This is a genomic window from Pseudomonas sp. BGI-2, assembly GCF_004310295.1.
Classification (GTDB): domain Bacteria; phylum Pseudomonadota; class Gammaproteobacteria; order Pseudomonadales; family Pseudomonadaceae; genus Aquipseudomonas.
In genome coordinates this window covers 22,269-37,810 of record NZ_SISB01000034.1, presented here as the reverse complement: position 1 = coordinate 37,810, position 15,542 = coordinate 22,269, and the positions used below count along the sequence as shown (strand labels likewise).

13 protein-coding genes and 2 pseudogenes are annotated in these 15,542 nt (G+C 60.6%); 7 read left to right on the top strand and 8 right to left on the bottom strand.

Annotation, left to right across the window (positions count from 1 at the left end):
• Nucleotides 1-106: 106 nt before the first annotated feature.
• The 4 genes from EYC95_RS21575 to EYC95_RS21560 all read right to left on the bottom strand — a co-directional run bounded on the left by EYC95_RS21575 (nt 107) and on the right by EYC95_RS21560 (nt 5,040).
• A complete protein-coding gene (locus EYC95_RS21575) occupies nt 107-1,300 on the bottom strand; it encodes an acetyl-CoA C-acyltransferase (RefSeq protein WP_131062139.1) in 1,194 nt (397 codons plus the stop codon).
• A gap of 11 nt (nt 1,301-1,311) precedes the next feature.
• Complete coding sequence (locus EYC95_RS21570) at nt 1,312-2,073, bottom strand: SDR family NAD(P)-dependent oxidoreductase (protein ID WP_131062138.1); 762 nt, start codon at nt 2,071-2,073, stop codon at nt 1,312-1,314.
• 15 nt (nt 2,074-2,088) lie between these two features.
• Complete coding sequence (locus tag EYC95_RS21565; RefSeq protein ID WP_131062137.1) at nt 2,089-3,753, bottom strand: AMP-binding protein; 1,665 nt, start codon at nt 3,751-3,753, stop codon at nt 2,089-2,091.
• 270 nt (nt 3,754-4,023) lie between these two features.
• Complete coding sequence (locus EYC95_RS21560; RefSeq protein WP_131062136.1) at nt 4,024-5,040, bottom strand: AraC family transcriptional regulator; 1,017 nt, start codon at nt 5,038-5,040, stop codon at nt 4,024-4,026.
• A gap of 365 nt (nt 5,041-5,405) precedes the next feature.
• Between EYC95_RS21560 and EYC95_RS21555 the strand changes: the two are divergent.
• From EYC95_RS21555 to EYC95_RS21545, 3 genes and pseudogenes are all read left to right on the top strand, one after another.
• Nucleotides 5,406-5,807, top strand: a pseudogene (locus EYC95_RS21555) (FTR1 family protein); the annotation flags it as partial.
• A gap of 1 nt (nt 5,808) precedes the next feature.
• Nucleotides 5,809-6,138, top strand: a pseudogene (locus EYC95_RS21550) (imelysin family protein); the annotation flags it as partial.
• 180 nt (nt 6,139-6,318) lie between these two features.
• Nucleotides 6,319-7,488: an MFS transporter gene (locus EYC95_RS21545; protein WP_131062135.1), complete on the top strand. Its 1,170-nt coding sequence runs from the start codon at nt 6,319-6,321 to the stop codon at nt 7,486-7,488.
• Between the two features lie 3 nt (nt 7,489-7,491).
• On the opposite strand, the gene pssA is transcribed toward EYC95_RS21545, so the two are convergent.
• A complete protein-coding gene (gene pssA, locus EYC95_RS21540; RefSeq protein ID WP_131062134.1) occupies nt 7,492-8,835 on the bottom strand; it encodes a CDP-diacylglycerol--serine O-phosphatidyltransferase in 1,344 nt (447 codons plus the stop codon).
• 236 nt (nt 8,836-9,071) lie between these two features.
• On the opposite strand from pssA, the gene EYC95_RS21535 reads away from it, so the two are divergent.
• Nucleotides 9,072-9,635, top strand: a complete 564-nt coding sequence (locus EYC95_RS21535; protein WP_131062133.1) for a TetR/AcrR family transcriptional regulator — start codon at nt 9,072-9,074, stop codon at nt 9,633-9,635.
• Nucleotides 9,636-9,691: 56 nt separating this feature from the next.
• Entirely contained in the window at nt 9,692-10,168 is a 477-nt protein-coding gene (locus EYC95_RS21530) for a nuclear transport factor 2 family protein (RefSeq protein ID WP_131062132.1), read from the top strand.
• Between the two features lie 145 nt (nt 10,169-10,313).
• Here EYC95_RS21530 and sfnG read toward each other — a convergent pair whose 3' ends face one another.
• Nucleotides 10,314-11,408: a dimethylsulfone monooxygenase SfnG gene (gene sfnG / locus EYC95_RS21525; protein ID WP_131062131.1), complete on the bottom strand. Its 1,095-nt coding sequence runs from the start codon at nt 11,406-11,408 to the stop codon at nt 10,314-10,316.
• Nucleotides 11,409-11,767: 359 nt separating this feature from the next.
• On the opposite strand from sfnG, the gene EYC95_RS21515 reads away from it, so the two are divergent.
• Nucleotides 11,768-13,006: an acyl-CoA dehydrogenase family protein gene (locus EYC95_RS21515; protein WP_131062130.1), complete on the top strand. Its 1,239-nt coding sequence runs from the start codon at nt 11,768-11,770 to the stop codon at nt 13,004-13,006.
• Between the two features lie 106 nt (nt 13,007-13,112).
• A complete protein-coding gene (locus EYC95_RS21510) occupies nt 13,113-13,892 on the top strand; it encodes a TSUP family transporter (RefSeq protein WP_109631768.1) in 780 nt (259 codons plus the stop codon).
• Here the strand turns inward: EYC95_RS21510 and nudC are convergent.
• Together nudC and EYC95_RS21500 are read right to left on the bottom strand one after the other, a co-directional pair.
• Nucleotides 13,860-14,690 (bottom strand): NAD(+) diphosphatase, encoded by an 831-nt coding sequence (gene nudC, locus EYC95_RS21505; RefSeq protein WP_131062129.1) that lies wholly within the window; start codon nt 14,688-14,690, stop codon nt 13,860-13,862. The two genes, EYC95_RS21510 and nudC, sit on opposite strands and share 33 nt — an antisense overlap.
• A gap of 6 nt (nt 14,691-14,696) precedes the next feature.
• Nucleotides 14,697-15,509 carry a crotonase/enoyl-CoA hydratase family protein gene (locus EYC95_RS21500; protein ID WP_131062128.1) on the bottom strand — a complete coding sequence of 271 codons (813 nt, stop codon included), beginning with the start codon at nt 15,507-15,509 and terminating at the stop codon, nt 14,697-14,699.
• Nucleotides 15,510-15,542 lie beyond the last annotated feature (33 nt).

Below are 15,542 nucleotides of genomic sequence, written 5' to 3'. Positions count from 1 at the left end.
TGGGAGCGGGCTTGCTCGCGAAGGGGCCCTGTCAGTCAACCTTGATGTTGAATGACACACCGCATTCGCGAGCAAGCCCGCTCCCACATTGGGATATGCGTCAGCCTTAGTAGAGGCATTCCACGGCCATGGCCGTGGCTTCACCGCCGCCGATGCAGATCGCCGCAACGCCGCGTTTCAGGCCTTTCTGGCGCAGGGCCGAGAGCAAGGTCACGAGAATCCGCGCGCCAGACGCGCCAATCGGGTGGCCCAAGGCGCAAGCGCCGCCGTGCACGTTGAGTTTCTCATGGGGAATTTCCAGGTGAGTCATGGCAGCCATGCCGACCACGGCGAAGGCTTCGTTGACTTCGACCAGATCGACTTCGTCCAGCGACCAGCCGGTTTTCTTCATCAGCCGCTTGATCGCGCCGATCGGTGCCACCGGGAACAGGCCCGGCGTGTCGGCGAATGCCGCGTGGCCATGGACCACCGCCAGCGGTTTGAGGCCGCGCTTGTCGGCTTCGGAACGACGCATCAACACCAACGCCGCCGCACCATCGGAAATCGAACTGGAGTTGGCCGCTGTCACGGTGCCGCCTTCACGGAACGCCGGTTTCAGCGAGGCAATCTTGTCCAGTTTGGCTTTCGGTGGCTGTTCGTCGTTGCTGATCAGCACCTGCTCTTTGCCGACAGTCACGGTCAACGGAACGATTTCGTCCTTGAAGCTGCCGTCCTTGATCGCCTGCTGCGCGCGGGTGGTCGAAGCGATGGCGAACGCGTCCTGGGCTTCGCGGCTGAAACCGTTGGTTTCGGCGCAATCCTCGGCGAAGGTGCCCATCAGGCGGCCTTTATCGTAGGCGTCTTCCAGGCCATCGAGGAACATGGAATCGAGCACGCGGCCATGACCCATGCGGTAACCGCTGCGGGCGCGATCCAGCAGGTACGGCGCGTTGGACATGCTTTCCATGCCGCCCGCCACCACCACGTCGGCGCTGCCGGCGACGAGCATGTCGTGGGCCAGAATCGCCGCTTCCATGCCCGAGCCGCACATCTTGTTCAGGGTGGTGCAGCGGGTCGATTTATCCAGCCCCGCACCCAACGCGGCTTGCCGCGCCGGGGCCTGGCCGAGGCCTGCGGGCAGTACGCAGCCAAACAACACTTCTTCGACCGATTCAGGGGCGATACCGGCGCGTTCGACCGCGGCTCGGATCGCGGCAGCACCCAGTTGCGGTGCCGTCAGGCTTTTCAGTTCGCCCTGGAAAGCGCCCATCGGGGTGCGGACGGCGCTGACGATTACGATGGGATCGTTGGCAATATTCATGACAAATCTCCTTACTTGGCGGCCATGCGCAAGGCACCGTCGAGACGGATCACCTCGCCATTGAGCATGCTGTTTTCAATGATATGCCTGACCAGCGCGGCATACTCGTCCGGTTTGCCCAGGCGCGGCGGAAATGGCACGCCGGCCGCCAGGGACGCGCGGACTTCCGGGGTCATGCCGGCCATCATCGGGGTTTCGAAAATGCCTGGGGCGATGGTCATCACGCGGATACCGAAACGCGCCAGTTCACGGGCGGCGGGCAAGGTCAGGCTGACGATCGCGCCTTTCGACGCGGCGTAGGCCGCCTGGCCGATCTGACCATCGTACGCCGCTGCCGAAGCGGTGTTGATGATCACGCCGCGCTCGCCGTCGGCATCTGCTTCGGTTTCGGCGATGGACGCCGACGCCAGACGCAGCATATTGAAGCTGCCGATCAGGTTGACGTTGATCACCTGGCTGAAACTGGCCAGCGCGTGCGGGCCGTTCTTGCCGAGGATCTTCTCGCCACGCACGATGCCGGCGCAGTTGACCAGCCCATTGAGGCCGCCGAAGGCTTTCACCGTCGTCTGCACCGCGGCTTCGGCGGCGGCTTCGTCGCTGATGTCTGCCACCACGCTTTGCGCGCCGAGACGTTCAGCCTGGGCCGCAACGGCTTCGGCGTTCATGTCCACGAGCATCACTTTGGCGCCGGCCGCGACCAGCATTTCAGCGGTGGCTGCACCGAGGCCCGACGCACCGCCGGTGACGAGAAAAACCTTGTTTTCGATCTGCATCATTGTGTCCTTGATTCAAGCTTGAACGTTCTTCGCGGCGGCCTCTTGAGCCTTGGCGATTTCCTGGTTGCGCAAGATAAAGCGCTGCAATTTACCGCTTGGGGTTTTCGGCAACTCGCTGACAAATTCGATTTCACGCGGGTACGAATGCGCCGCCAGACGCTTGCGCACGTGTTGGCGCAGCTCTTCGGCGAGTTCCGGCGCGGCGCGGTATTGCGCGCTGAGCACGACGAAGGCCTTGACCAGCTCGGTGCGCTCCGGATCGGGCTTGCCGACCACCGCCGCCTCGACCACCGCCGGGTGTTCGATCAGCGCGCTTTCCACGTCGAACGGGCCCACTCGATAGCCGGAAGTGGTAATCACGTCATCGCTGCGGCCGACGAAACTGATGCTGCCGTCCGGGTTCCACTCGACGGTGTCGCCGCTCAGGTAATAGTTGCCGACGAAGGCTTTGGTTGGCGCGCCTTCATAACCGGCGAACCAGCACATTGGCGACTGGGTGCGGTCGATGGCCAGGATCCCTGGCTGGCCGACGCCGAGTTCTTTGTATTCGTCGTCGAGCACCACGATGCGGTGGCCCGGCGAAGCAAAACCGGCGGCGCCCATGTGGATCGGGTGTTCAATGCCGTGGTGATTGCACAAGACCATGCCCAGTTCGGTCTGGCCGTAATGGTCGTGAATGACCACGCCGAGGTTGTCGGCGAACCAGCGGATCACTTCCGGGTTCAGCGGCTCGCCGGCACTGCTGACAATCCGCAGTTTGCCCTTGATCGACTTGGCGAATTCGTCACCCCCGGCGATCAACAGGCGATAGGCCGTCGGTGAACCGGTGAGGTTGGTGATCCCGTATTTGTTGATCACCCGGCAAGTGCTTTCGAGGGTGAACGGCCCGTCGTAAAAGGTGATCGGGTGTCCCATCGACATCGGCCCGGTGACACCAAAATAGATGCCGTAGGCCCAGCCCGGATCGGCCACGTTCCAGAACGCATCTTCGGGACGCAGGTCCACGGCGTCACGGGTGTAGCTCTGGAACGCGACGATGGCTTTCAGCGGAACGGACAAGGCTTTCGACGGGCCGGTGGTGCCCGAGGTGAACATCAGCAGGAACGGGTCTTCGCCGGTCAGCAACACCGGTTCGCAGTCAGCAGAATAATTGGCCAGTTCGGCCCAGAAGCTGTAATCGCCACGGACGATGCCTTGGCCCTTTGGACCGGCGACGGTGACGAGGGTCGGGCAGTCGGCGACTTCAGTGAGTTTTGAGCGATTGACCGCGTCGGTCACCACCACTTTCGCGCCGGAGCAGCTGAGGCGGTGCTCAATGGCTTTCGGGCCGAAGGCGGTGAACAGCGGCTGATACACAGCGCCGATGCGCCAGGTGGCGAATACGGTGATCAGCAATTCGATGTTACGTGGCAGCAGGCCGGCCACCTTGTCGCCTTTCTTCACGCCTTGGGCCAGGAGGAAATTGGCAAACCGCGCGGCTTTGTCTTGCAGCTCGCTGAAGGTGTACGTCGCGCTGGCGCCATCGCGGCCTTCCCAGAACAGCGCAATGCGCCCCGGCAAGGCGTGCCGGTCGCAACACTCGACGCAGGCGTTGAGGGCGGTCAAATCACCCGCGAGTGCGGCGTCGACGGTGTGCTGATAATTGAACTGTGACGTGGCAGACAAGTAATCGCGCATTGCCAGAATCCCTCTGTATTTTTATTAGGTTGGGGGAACCGTAAAAACCACAGAAATACTCGCTCCGCGCGGGGATCGGGGCAATGGTCAAAGCTATCAAGTTGTCTGACTGGTTTGGCCAAGGTTTTAGAAGTGTGTCGTCTGGACTGACGCCTTCGCGGGCAAGCCTCGCTCCTACAGGTTTTGTGTTGTTCACTAAAAACCACACACCCTCCTGTAGGAGCGAGGCTTGCCCGCGAAGAGGCCCGCCAAGTCGACACAACCCCCGGATCAGTGGGCTTCGTTGAGGATCAAACTCCGGTAATGCCCAGGATTGGACCCCGACCACTTGCGAAACGCCTTGTAGAACGAACTCGCATCAGCAAACCCCAGCCGCGTGGCGATTTCGGCAAAGCTGATGTGCGCCTCGGCCAACCACACAATCGCCAACTCCTTGCGCACGCTATCCTTGAGCCCCTGATAAGTCTGCCCTTCTTCCGCCAAACGCCGGCGCAAGGTCGAGGCCGACATGCACAGCTGTTGCGCCAAGGGCTCGGTCTCCGGCCACTGTTCGGCGGGCAACTGGCGCAAATCATGCTTGATCCGGCTCGCCAGGCTCTCCGGGTCGCGGTACTTGACCAGAATATTCGCCGGCGCATGGGCGAGGAACCGCTTGAGCTCTTCAGGGCTGCGCTTGATCGGCAGGTCCAGGCAATCCGCCGAGAAAATCATCCGCGTGCGGGGCCGGTCGAAACGCAGGTTCTCGGAGAACATCACTTGATAGTCATCGCAAAAATCCGGCTCTGAACAACGCAACTCAATGGCCAGAATCGGAATCCGTCGCCCTGCCAGCCAACAGGCAACGCCGTGGACGATCATCCAGTAGGTGAAATAGGTGAACGCACGGCGCGGGTCCTGATCGTCCTCCAGCAACACGATCTCCGCGAGGCTTTGCTGACGAACCAGCTGCGCCGGCATGCGCTCAAGCATCAACGACAGAAAACTCAGGCCTGACGTCAGGCCGGCAGCCAGGCTCGGCTGGATCATCGAGCTGCGACAGAGAAACTCAAGACTGCCGGATTTGAGCTTGCGCGGGTCCATGCCAAAAAATTCATCATCCCCGCGCCGGGCGAGCAAGCGCCATAAACGCGCATAGGCAGTGGCCGGGACCCGGGCATCGCTGGTTTGCAGCAACGCCGGATCGATGCCGACCTTGTTCAACACCTCGTCGGTGGTGGCTCCGGGGGCGCAGCTTTGCAACAGTGCTTCGCGCACCAGTTGAATGGCGATGGTGTCTTTTTCCGACATTGACCGAGGTGAGCCTTGTTCTTGTTTGAGTGTCGGCATCTTAGCGCAGCCGCCAGCTTGATGCAGATCCCTGTAGGAGTGAGCCTGTGGCGAGGGGATTTATCCCCGTTGGGCTGCGAAGCGGCCCCAGAATCGAAAACCGCGGTGTGTCAGGCACACCGCAGACGATGATTTTACGACTGCTTCGCAGCCGAACGGGGATAAATCCCCTCGCCACAGGCTCACTCCTACAGGGATCGGGGGATATTCAGGGTTGTTCAGGTTAGGTTCAGGTTAGGTTCAGGTAAGTGTCAATGAATGCCATTTGGGAATGAGTGTCATTATATTACAAATCAGCACCCTATCTAATCCCGAGACGGTGCTGAATGCTTGTTCCTTTTCTGATCATGCTGCGCGAAGGCATTGAAGCCGCGTTGATCGTTGGCATCATCGCCAGCTACCTCAAGCAGACCGGCCGTGGCCAGTGGATGCCAGCCGTGTGGATCGGCGTTTTCCTCGCCGTGACACTGGCCCTGCTGGTGGGCGGTGGTCTGGAGTTGGTCAGCGCCGAGTTTCCGCAGAAACAGCAGGAGCTGTTTGAAGGCGTGGTCGGCCTGGTGGCCGTCGGCATTCTCAGCTCCATGGTGTTCTGGATGCGCAAAGTGGCGCGTTCGATCAAGCACTCGCTGCACGTCTCCCTCGATCACGCGCTGACCGGCTCCAGGCATCAGGTGACCGCACTCATCGCCATGGTGTTTTTCGCCGTGGCTCGGGAAGGACTGGAAACGGCTTGAAGAAGTGGCGGCCACCAAGATTTCCGGTGAAGAAGATCGCTACAGCCACACCGACCTGTATGACTTCCAGGGCAACATCGACGGCGCGAAGAAAATCGTCGACCTGTTCCGTCCGCAGATCGAGAAGCAGGACGCGGCGTTTATCGCCAAGGTCGACAAGAACTTCGCCAGCGTGAACAAGATTCTGGCCAAGTACAAAACCAGGGAGGGTGGTTTTGAGACGTATGACAAGGTGAAAGAGAACGACCGGAAAGCGTTGGTTGGGCCGGTGAATACGTTGGCTGAAGACCTTTCTACGTTGCGTGGGAAGCTGGGTTTGAATTGACGTTTTTTTAGCGTCTGTGCGGGCCTCTTCGCGGGCAAGCCTCGCTCCTACGGATCTCTCCGACCTGTAGGAGCGAGGCTTGCCCGCGAAGGCATTATCACAGTTACCAATATTCCTCCTGGCTCACCCGACTCGCGCTAACATCCTTCGCCAATAACAAAAGCTCACGGAAGACTCACCATGACCACCCCTGCCTTCGACCTGCGCCCACTCATGGTCGCCAACATGGCCTGTTCCATGTCGATGATGGCGTTCGTTTCCCTGATCGGGCCGATCGCCCGAGTGTTGGGCCTGGCCACTTGGCAGGCCGGGGCCGCGGTGACGGTGTCCGGGGTGATCTGGATGTTGCTCGCCCGCCCTTGGGGTCAGGCCAGCGACCGCTATGGTCGGCGACGGATTCTGTTGATCGCCACGGCCGGTTTCACCCTCGCCTACTGGGCCTTGTGCCTGTTCATCGACGCGTCGTTGCGGTTTCTGCCGTCAGCGCTGCTGGGGTTTATCGGTTTGATGATCGGGCGCGGCCTGATCGGCGTGTTCTATGCGGCGATTCCGGTCGGAGGCAACGCGCTCATCGCCGACAACATCGAGCCGCAACACCGCGCCAGAGCTATGGCCGCCCTGGGCGCGGCCAATGCCTGCGGCCTGGTGATCGGCCCGGCGATCGCGGCGTTGTTGTCGCGCTTCAGCCTGAGCTTGCCGTTCTATGCCATGGCGATCTTGCCGTTACTGGCGTTTGTGGTGCTGCGCTACAAGCTCAACGGTCAGGAACTGCACCTGCGGCAAGCGCCGCGCAAGGTTCATCTGAACGATCCACGGCTGCGTCGGCCGATGGCGGTGGCGTTCGTGGCAATGCTGTGTGTGTCGATTGCACAGATTACTGTTGGCTTCTTCGCCCTCGACCGGCTCGGCATGAGTCCCGCCGACGCCGCGCAAACCGCTGGCATCGCGCTGACCATGGTCGGTTTCGCACTGATCTGTTCGCAATTGGTGGTGCGCCGGCTCGAATGGCCGCCGCTGCGGCTGATCCGCGCGGGCGCACTGGTGGCGGCCGTGGGTTTTGCCGGCAGCATCCTGGCGGATACCGCGTGGGGTTTGTGGCTGTGCTTTTTCGTGTCGGCGGGCGGGATGGGGCTGATCTTTCCGTCGTTCGCCGCCTTGGCCGCCAACGCGGTGGACGCCTCGGAACAAGGCGCCACCGCTGGCTCGATTGGTGCCGCGCAAGGCTTTGGCGTGGTCATCGGACCGTTGGCGGCGACGCTGATCTACGACATCGAACCGCGCCTGCCCTATCTGGTGGCCGCTGCGCTGTTGCTGCTGGTAGCGGTGTGGCCACAGCCCCGGCAGCACTGAGCCTTACAGAATGCGATAGAGCAATCGCTCGATGCGTACCCGACTGACGCGCTTGAGGAACTTGGCCACCGCCGCCGGGTATTCCAGCAGGGTTTCCAGGTCCTGATAGCGCTGGATACGCGTGGTGTTCTGGAAAATCTCGCCCAGTTCTTTACTGCGCGGTTCCAACAGTTCGCCTTTCGGGTCGTCGATCAACAGTGCGTTTTCCAGATCGAGACGGAACGCCCGTGGATTGAGGTTATTACCGGTCAGCAAGGTGTAGCGCTGGTCGATCCACATGCCTTTGAGGTGGTAGGTGTTGTCGCCGTCCTTCCACAAATGCAGGTTCAGCTTGCCGCTGTCGATGCTGTGCTGATGGCGTTTGGCGAAGCGCCGCAGGCTGATCTCGTAGAGATACGGCAGCGCCGCGATCACCTTGAACGGCTCGCTCGGCGGGATGAAGAAGTCATTGGCGGTCTTGTCGCCGACCACGATATCGATCTTCACACCACGGCCCAGAGCCCGGTTGATTTCCCGGGTCACCGCCAGCGGCAGGTTGAAGTACGGCGTGCAGATGGTCAACTGATGCTGGGCGCTGGCGATCAATTCGCAGATCACCCGGCTTAACGGGTTGTTCTTGCCCACACCCAGCAACGGGCTCACCGACAAACCACCCTTCACCGTGCTGCCGGCCGTGGTGTCGTACGCCGCGTGCTTGAGGCGGCTGCGCAAGTCACCAATATCGTTGCGCAGGCTGCGGGTGGTCGGCAGGTTCGGCACGTCGAGGCGATGCACCGCTTTGGAAGCGACCAGGCCATGCTGAATCAGGTGCTGCATGGAATCGGCCAGCGCGTGGTTCTGCAGCAGGTGATAACGGTCGTAGCGGTATTTGTCGAACTTGTGCAGGTAAACGTTGTTCAGGCTCGCGCCGCTGTAGATCACGCAGTCGTCGATTACAAAGCCTTTCAAATGCAGCACGCCAAACAGCTCACGTGTCTGCACCGGCACGCCGTACACCGGCACTTCACTTGCGTGGGTGCGCGTCGTTTCCTGATACCAGGCCGAGTTGCCCGGTTGTTTACCGGCGCCGATCAGGCCGCGCTGGGCGCGCAGCCAGTCCACCACCACGACCACGTCCAGATCCGGACGTGCCAGTTTGGCGGCGTGCAACGCATCAAGGATTTCCTGACCGGCCTCGTCCTGTTGCAGGTACAGCGCGACGATATAGATGCGCTGGGTGGCACTGGCGATTTTTTCCAGCAGGCAACGACGGAACTCGGCAGCGCCGGAAAGAATGGTGACGGCATCGGCGGTCAGCGGAAAACTGCGCAGTTTAGGCAGCAGAGAGCGTTTGAAAAGCGACGGCATAGGGCTCGCAAAGGGTCAATTCCGAATAGCCCGAGAGCTTACACCATGGATCAGCTTGGGTCTTCCCACGGCACCGATCGTTCCCATGCTCTGCGTGGGAATGCCGCCATGGACGCTCTGCGTCCGCTTTGAAAAGTGACGCGGAGCGTCACGGGATTCATTCCCACGCGGAGCGTGGGAACGATCTTTCTAAAAACCTGTTGACCAAGGAGAACGATCGTTCTACTGTTCGCCACATGAACGAAATCACTAGCAACGACACACGAGACATCATTCTGGATGTCACCGAAAAGTTGATCTACAAAAGTGGCATCGCTGCCACCGGAATGGACCTTCTGGTGAAAACCGCCGGCGTCTCCAGAAAAAGTATCTACCGCTACTTCGCCAACAAGGAGGAGCTGACCGTCGCTGCCCTGCAACGCCGCGATGTGCGCTGGATGCACTGGTACAAAAGCGCGGTCGATCAGGCTGAAACCCCGGCCGACCGCCTGCTCAACCTGTTTACCGTGCTCAAGGCCTGGTTCGCCTCCGAAGGCTTTCGGGGTTGCGCGTTCATTAACACCAGCGGTGAAACCGGCGACCCGCAGGACCCGGTTCGCCTGGTCGCCAAAGACCATAAGCAAAAGCTGCTCGACTACGTGTGCGAGCTCTGCACCGAACATGGCGCTACCGACCCGGAGAAACTGGCTAAACAGCTGCTGATCCTGATCGACGGAGCCATTACCGTGGCGCTTGTCATGGGTGATCACAGTGCCGCCGATAATGCGCAATGCATGGCGCGAAAGTTATTGGACCTGTAACACTTTAACCAAGCCCGACAACTTGCTTGAACTTTAATTTGAGAGGGAGACTTTAAATGTCCAACACTGACGTTCGTCCGCCATTGCCGCCCTTCACCCGTAAATCGGCCATCGAAAAAGTTCGCCTGGCCGAAGACGGCTGGAACTCCCGCGACCCGGAACGCGTGTCGCTGGCCTACACCCTGGACACCCAGTGGCGTAACCGCGCCGAGTTCGCCTACAACCGCGAAGAGGCCAAAGGTTTCCTGACCCGCAAATGGGCCAAGGAACTGGATTACCGCCTGATCAAGGAACTCTGGGCCTTCACCGACAACCGCATCGCCGTGCGTTACGCCTATGAATGGCACGACGATTCGGGCAACTGGTTCCGTTCCTACGGCAACGAAAACTGGGAGTTCGCCGAGAACGGTTTGATGGCTAACCGGTTTGCCTGCATCAACGACATGCCGATCAAGGAAAGCGACCGCAAGTTCCACTGGCCGCTGGGTCGTCGCCCGGATGATCATCCGAGTTTGTCCGACTTGGGTCTGTAAACACAGTCCCCTATAGGAGCGAGCGGTGCGGCGATCCGACTTGCCCGCGAAGGCGATGTATCAGGCAACTTATTTGTTGACTGTGAATCAGCCTTCGCGGGCAAGTCGGATCGCCGCACCGCTCGCTCCTACAGGGGTTGGGTGTTCAGGCGACTGCGGGTTGCTGCTTAGCCGCTGCTTTTGCTTCAAGCTCGCGCACTAACGGCAGCACCCGCTTGCCGAAATACTCCACCTCTTCCTGGAAGTGCAGGAACCCCGCCAGCACCAGGTCCACGCCCACCGCTTTCAACGCCACGATGCGCTCGGCAATCTGTTGCGGCGTGCCGATCAAGTTCGTCTTGAAACCATCGTTGTACTGCACCAAATCCTCAAACGTCGACTTGGCCCAGTTGCCCTCGCCCTCTGGCGATGCCCTGCCCGCTTGCTTCGCCGCATCACCAAAGGCATTCACCGCTTCCGGATCGGCCTGATCGATGATTTGCGCCAACACTGCCCGCGCTTCTTCTTCCGTATCCCGTGCGATGACAAACGCATTCACTCCGACTTTCACCGAGTGATTGTTGGCCGCCGCCTTAACGCGAATGTCGTCGACCTGAGCCTTGATGCCTTCAGGCGTGTTGCCATTGGTGAAGTACCAGTCCGACACCCGCGCCGCCATGTCCCGGGCTGCGCGCGAACTGCCACCCTGGAAGATTTCCGGCTGGCCCAGTGGCTTGGGCTTGAGGCTGTAGTTGTCGAAGCGGTAGAAGTCGCCGCGAAAGGTGAAGTTGTCCTGACTCCAGATCCCTTTGAGCGAGCGGATGAACTCCTCTGAACGACGATAGCGTTCGTCGTGCTCCAGCCAGTGTTCACCAATCGCCTGGAATTCGCCCTTGAACCAGCCGCTGACAATATTCACCGCCACCCGACCATTAGTCAGCTGATCGATGGTCGCCAGTTGCTTTGCCGCCAGCGCCGGTTGCCAAGGCCCCGGCAGGATCGCCGCGATCACTTTGAGTTTGGTCGTAGCAGCCAGCAACGCATGGCTGAAGGCGACCGATTCGTGCTGGAACTCGGCACCGTAACCGGCGGTGAATCGAATCTGGGTCAGGGCGTATTCGAACCCGGCCTCTTCGGCCAGTTGCGCCAGTTTGCGGTTGTAGTCGATGCCCCAGTGGGTGCGTTGTTCGATTTTGCTGACCACCAGCCCGCCGCTGACGTTTGGCACCCAGTAGGCAAATTTGACGGCTTGCTGACTCATTGGCATGTCCTCGGGACGTTGGGAAGTCCTTGGGTCAGAGCAGCAACCGTGCCAGTGCTGAATCGCGGCTGGTGACACGCCTGCCTCAAGCCAAGTGAAATCCCTGTAGGAGCGAGCCTGCTCGCGAAAAAATGGCCTTCACATTCAACGTTGATATTGCCTGATAAACCGCTTTCGCGAGCAGGCTCGCTCCTACAGGGGATCCGGGTGTGTCTGGGGCAATTTGCTGATGCACTGCTGGTTCGGCAACAGTTGCAGTCGGGGCAAAACCCGCACAAGCCCGTAATAAAAGGCCTTTGAGTTCGGCATGGACCGTGCAATCCCCCTTGGCATCCACTGCCGTTCCAAGGAACCATCCCATGACCGAACACCAGGTAATCAATCCTCTGTCCATTGGCACTGACTATGAGGCCCTGGCCTCGAGATTCCGCCCGATATTCCAGCGCATCGCCGCCGGTGCCGTCGAGCGCGAGCAGACCCGTAGCCTGCCATTCGAGCCGATTCAATGGCTCAAGGAAGCCGGGTTCGGCGCCGTGCGGGTTCCGGTGGAATATGGCGGTGGCGGCGCGTCGCTGCCGCAGTTGTTCGAGTTGCTGATCGAGCTGGCCGAAGCCGATTCCAACGTGCCCCAGGCTTTGCGCGGGCATTTCGCCTTTGTCGAGGACCGCTTGAACTCACCGTCGGGGCCGGGTCGGAACCTGTGGTTCAAGCGCTTTGTCGACGGTGACATCGTCGGCAATGCCTGGACTGAAATCGGCAGTGTGACGATCGGCGACGTCATCACCAAAGTCTCGCCCCACGGCGATCAGTGGCGGCTCAATGGTGAGAAATTCTACAGCACTGGCAGCCTGTTTTCCGACTGGATCGACGTGTATGCCCAGCGCAGCGACCCCGGCGGCGATGTGATTGCCGCGGTCCGCACCCGCCAGCCCGGGATCGTGCAAAGCGACGACTGGGACGGTTTCGGCCAACGCACCACCGGCAGTGGCACCTCGCGATTCATCAACGCTGAAGTCGACGCCGAGAACATCATCGACTTCGCCACCCGGTTCAAATACCAGACCGCGTTCTATCAGTTGGTGTTGCTGGCGACCCTGGCCGGGATCGGCCGTGCGGCGTTGCGCGACGTGGCTCATCAGGTCCGCGAGCGCAAACGTATTTACAGCCATGGCAATGCTCAGCACGTCAGCCAGGATGCGCAGGTTCAGCAAGTGGTCGGTGACATCGCCGCGTGGGTGTACGCCGCCGAGGCGAGTGCTTTGACGGCTGCGCAACCGGTGCAACGTGCGTATCTGGCGCGGTTCTCGGGTGATGAAGTGCTTGAGCGGGCGGCGAATGTCGCGGCGGAGATCGAATCGGCCAAGGCGCAGGTCGTGGTTTCAGAGCTGATCCTGCGAGCGACCACGCAGTTGTTCAATGCGCTGGGGGCCTCGGATGTACGCGAGGGTAAATCGCTGGACCGGCATTGGCGCAATGCGCGGACGGTGTCATCGCACAATCCGCTGATCTACAAAGCGCGGATTGTCGGGGACTGGACGATCAACGGGACTGAGCCGCCGTTTGTGTGGCAGATAGGGAATGGGCCGCAGGGCAAGTGATTCGTCGTCAGGGATGACGCCTTCGCGGGCAAGTCGGATCGCCGCAAAGGGCGGATATGCGTAAGATGTCGGCCCTTACCCGCACCCCGCCGAATAAGCCGATTCCATGCCTTTCGAACTCAGCGTTGACCTCACCACCCTCGCCATTCTGGCCTTCGTCGCCTTCATTGCCGGTTTCATCGACGCCATTGCCGGTGGCGGCGGTCTGCTGACCACTCCGGCGCTGTTAACCGCCGGCCTGCCGCCGCACCTGGTGCTGGGCACCAACAAACTGAGTTCGACCTTCGGCTCCGCCACCGCCAGTTTCACCTTCTACCGGCGCAAGCTGTTCCATCCCCGCCAGTGGGTGCACGCCATTGTCGGCACCTTGGTCGGTGCGCTGACCGGTGCTGTCGTCGCGCATTACCTGCCAGCCGAATGGCTGAACAAGATGCTGCCAGTGATCGTCTTTGCCTGCGGCCTGTACCTGTTGTTCGGTGGCACGCCGAAAGCGCCACTGGACAGCGACGCACCGATCAAGAAAAAGTGGCAATCGACCCAAGGCTTCAGCCTCGGTTTCTACGACGGTGTGGCCGGCCCGGGCACCGGCGCGTTCTGGACTGTCAGCAGTATGCTGATGTATCCCATTGACCTGGTGAAGGCCAGCGGCGTGGCGCGCAGCATGAACTTCGTCAGCAACATTGCAGCGCTGTCGGTGTTTGTGTTTTCCGGGCAAGTGGACTGGATCATCGGCCTGAGCATGGGCCTGTCGGTGATGGTCGGCGCGTTTTTTGGGGCTCGCACCGCCATCAGCGGCGGCGCGAAGTTCATTCGCCCGGTGTTCATCACCGTGGTGCTGGGCTTGACCGTGCGGTTAGCCTGGCAGCACTGGTTCAGCGTGGCCTAAGCGCCGCGCCACGTAGACGTCGATGAGGTAACGGGCAATCGAGCGTGACGCCGGCAATGGCGGCAACGCTTGAACGCTGAACCACTGGGCGTCTTCGATCTCGTCTTCCTGGCAGACAATCTCTCCCCCGGCGTACTCGGCGTGAAAACCGAGCATCATCGAATGCGGGAACGGCCAGCACTGACTGCCCAGGTACTGGATGTTTTTGACCTCGATCTGCACCTCCTCGCGCACCTCGCGAATCAGGCAGTCCTCGGCTGACTCACCCGGCTCGGCAAACCCCGCCAACGTGCTGTACACCCCTGGTACAAAGCGTGGGGAACGCCCCAGCAGAATCTCGTCACCACGGGTGATCAGCACAATCATGCTCGGCGAGATGCGCGGGTAATAACGCAAATCACACGACTCGCAGTACATCGCCCGCTCACGCGGCACCTGATGGGTTGCCTGACCGCAATTGCCGCAAAAACGGTGCTCGCGATACCACGTCCCGATTTGCGCGGCGTAGCCGAGAACCTTGTAGACCGTGTGATCGCCTTCGAGCATGAATGCCCGCAAGCCTTTCCAGTGGCAGCCCGGTACTTCGCTGTGGCTGCGCAGTTCCAGCAGGTAGACCGGTTCGCCATCCAGGTGACCGATGCCATGTTCGGCAAGGATCGACAGGTCCTGACACTTGAGCCATTCGCGAGGGAACAGCGCGCCATTGTCATCGAACAGAAAGCCTTCGGGGCTGCGAGCCACGGCCCAGCCGCCGGGTTGATCGGTATCCAGTACTGCGGTGGTCCAGCGTGAAATCATTTTTAATCAATCCAGAAATTCGGGTTTCTGTTTGCTCATATGGGCGGCCATGGCTACGCGCAAATCGGTGGATTGCAGCATGGCGGCGTTCCATGTGGCGACGTATTCAAGGCCGTCGTCGATGCGGTGGTCGCGCATGTAGCTGATCATCTCTTTGGTGCCGGTGACCGCAATCGGCGACTTGCTGGCGATTTCGCGGGCAATGCCCATCACACCTTCCAGCAGGCTGGCATTGTCGCTGTAAACGCGATTGACCAAGCCGATGCTGCGCGCTTCCTCGGCGCCGAAGGTGCGGCCAGTGTAAGCCAGTTCACGCAGCATGCCGTCACCGATGATCCGCGGCAAGCGTTGCAACGTGCCAACGTCGGCGGCCATGCCGATGTCGATTTCCTTGATCGAGAATTGTGCGTCCTCGGCGGCGTAACGCATGTCGCACGCGGCAATCAGGTCGATAGCGCCGCCCAGGCAATAACCCTGAATCGCTGCCAGCACGGGCTTGCGGCAATTATCGACGGCGTTGAACGAGGCTTGCAGGGCGAGGATCTTGCGGCGCAGCAGGCGGGCATTGCGGCCGACGTCCTTGCCCAGTTCATTGGCCACCCCGGCCAGCATCATCAGGTCGATGCCGGAGGAAAAGTGCTTGCCGGCGCCGCTGAGGACTACCACCCGCGCTTCATCGGTGTCGTCGATCCACTGGAAAATCTCGATGATCTCGCTCCAGAACGCGGCGTTCATCGAATTGATCTTTTCCGGTCGGTTGATCTGCACATGGGCGATTTTATTAGCCAGTTCGACGGTGAACGCGGTGTACTGAGACATGGCTGTGATCCTTTTACCGGGCAAAAAAATGAG

Coding starts and splice junctions, on each gene's coding strand:
- EYC95_RS21500 (WP_131062128.1), bottom strand. CDS start 15,509: ATGTCTCAGTACACCGCGTTCACCGTCGAACTGGCTAATAAAATCGCC.
- EYC95_RS21575 (WP_131062139.1), bottom strand. CDS start 1,300: ATGAATATTGCCAACGATCCCATCGTAATCGTCAGCGCCGTCCGCACC.
- EYC95_RS21530 (WP_131062132.1), top strand. CDS start 9,692: ATGTCCAACACTGACGTTCGTCCGCCATTGCCGCCCTTCACCCGTAAA.
- sfnG (WP_131062131.1), bottom strand. CDS start 11,408: ATGAGTCAGCAAGCCGTCAAATTTGCCTACTGGGTGCCAAACGTCAGC.
- pssA (WP_131062134.1), bottom strand. CDS start 8,835: ATGCCGTCGCTTTTCAAACGCTCTCTGCTGCCTAAACTGCGCAGTTTT.
- EYC95_RS21560 (WP_131062136.1), bottom strand. CDS start 5,040: ATGTCGGAAAAAGACACCATCGCCATTCAACTGGTGCGCGAAGCACTG.
- EYC95_RS21570 (WP_131062138.1), bottom strand. CDS start 2,073: ATGCAGATCGAAAACAAGGTTTTTCTCGTCACCGGCGGTGCGTCGGGC.
- EYC95_RS21535 (WP_131062133.1), top strand. CDS start 9,072: ATGAACGAAATCACTAGCAACGACACACGAGACATCATTCTGGATGTC.
- EYC95_RS21565 (WP_131062137.1), bottom strand. CDS start 3,753: ATGCGCGATTACTTGTCTGCCACGTCACAGTTCAATTATCAGCACACC.
- nudC (WP_131062129.1), bottom strand. CDS start 14,690: ATGATTTCACGCTGGACCACCGCAGTACTGGATACCGATCAACCCGGC.
- EYC95_RS21545 (WP_131062135.1), top strand. CDS start 6,319: ATGACCACCCCTGCCTTCGACCTGCGCCCACTCATGGTCGCCAACATG.
- EYC95_RS21515 (WP_131062130.1), top strand. CDS start 11,768: ATGACCGAACACCAGGTAATCAATCCTCTGTCCATTGGCACTGACTAT.
- EYC95_RS21510 (WP_109631768.1), top strand. CDS start 13,113: ATGCCTTTCGAACTCAGCGTTGACCTCACCACCCTCGCCATTCTGGCC.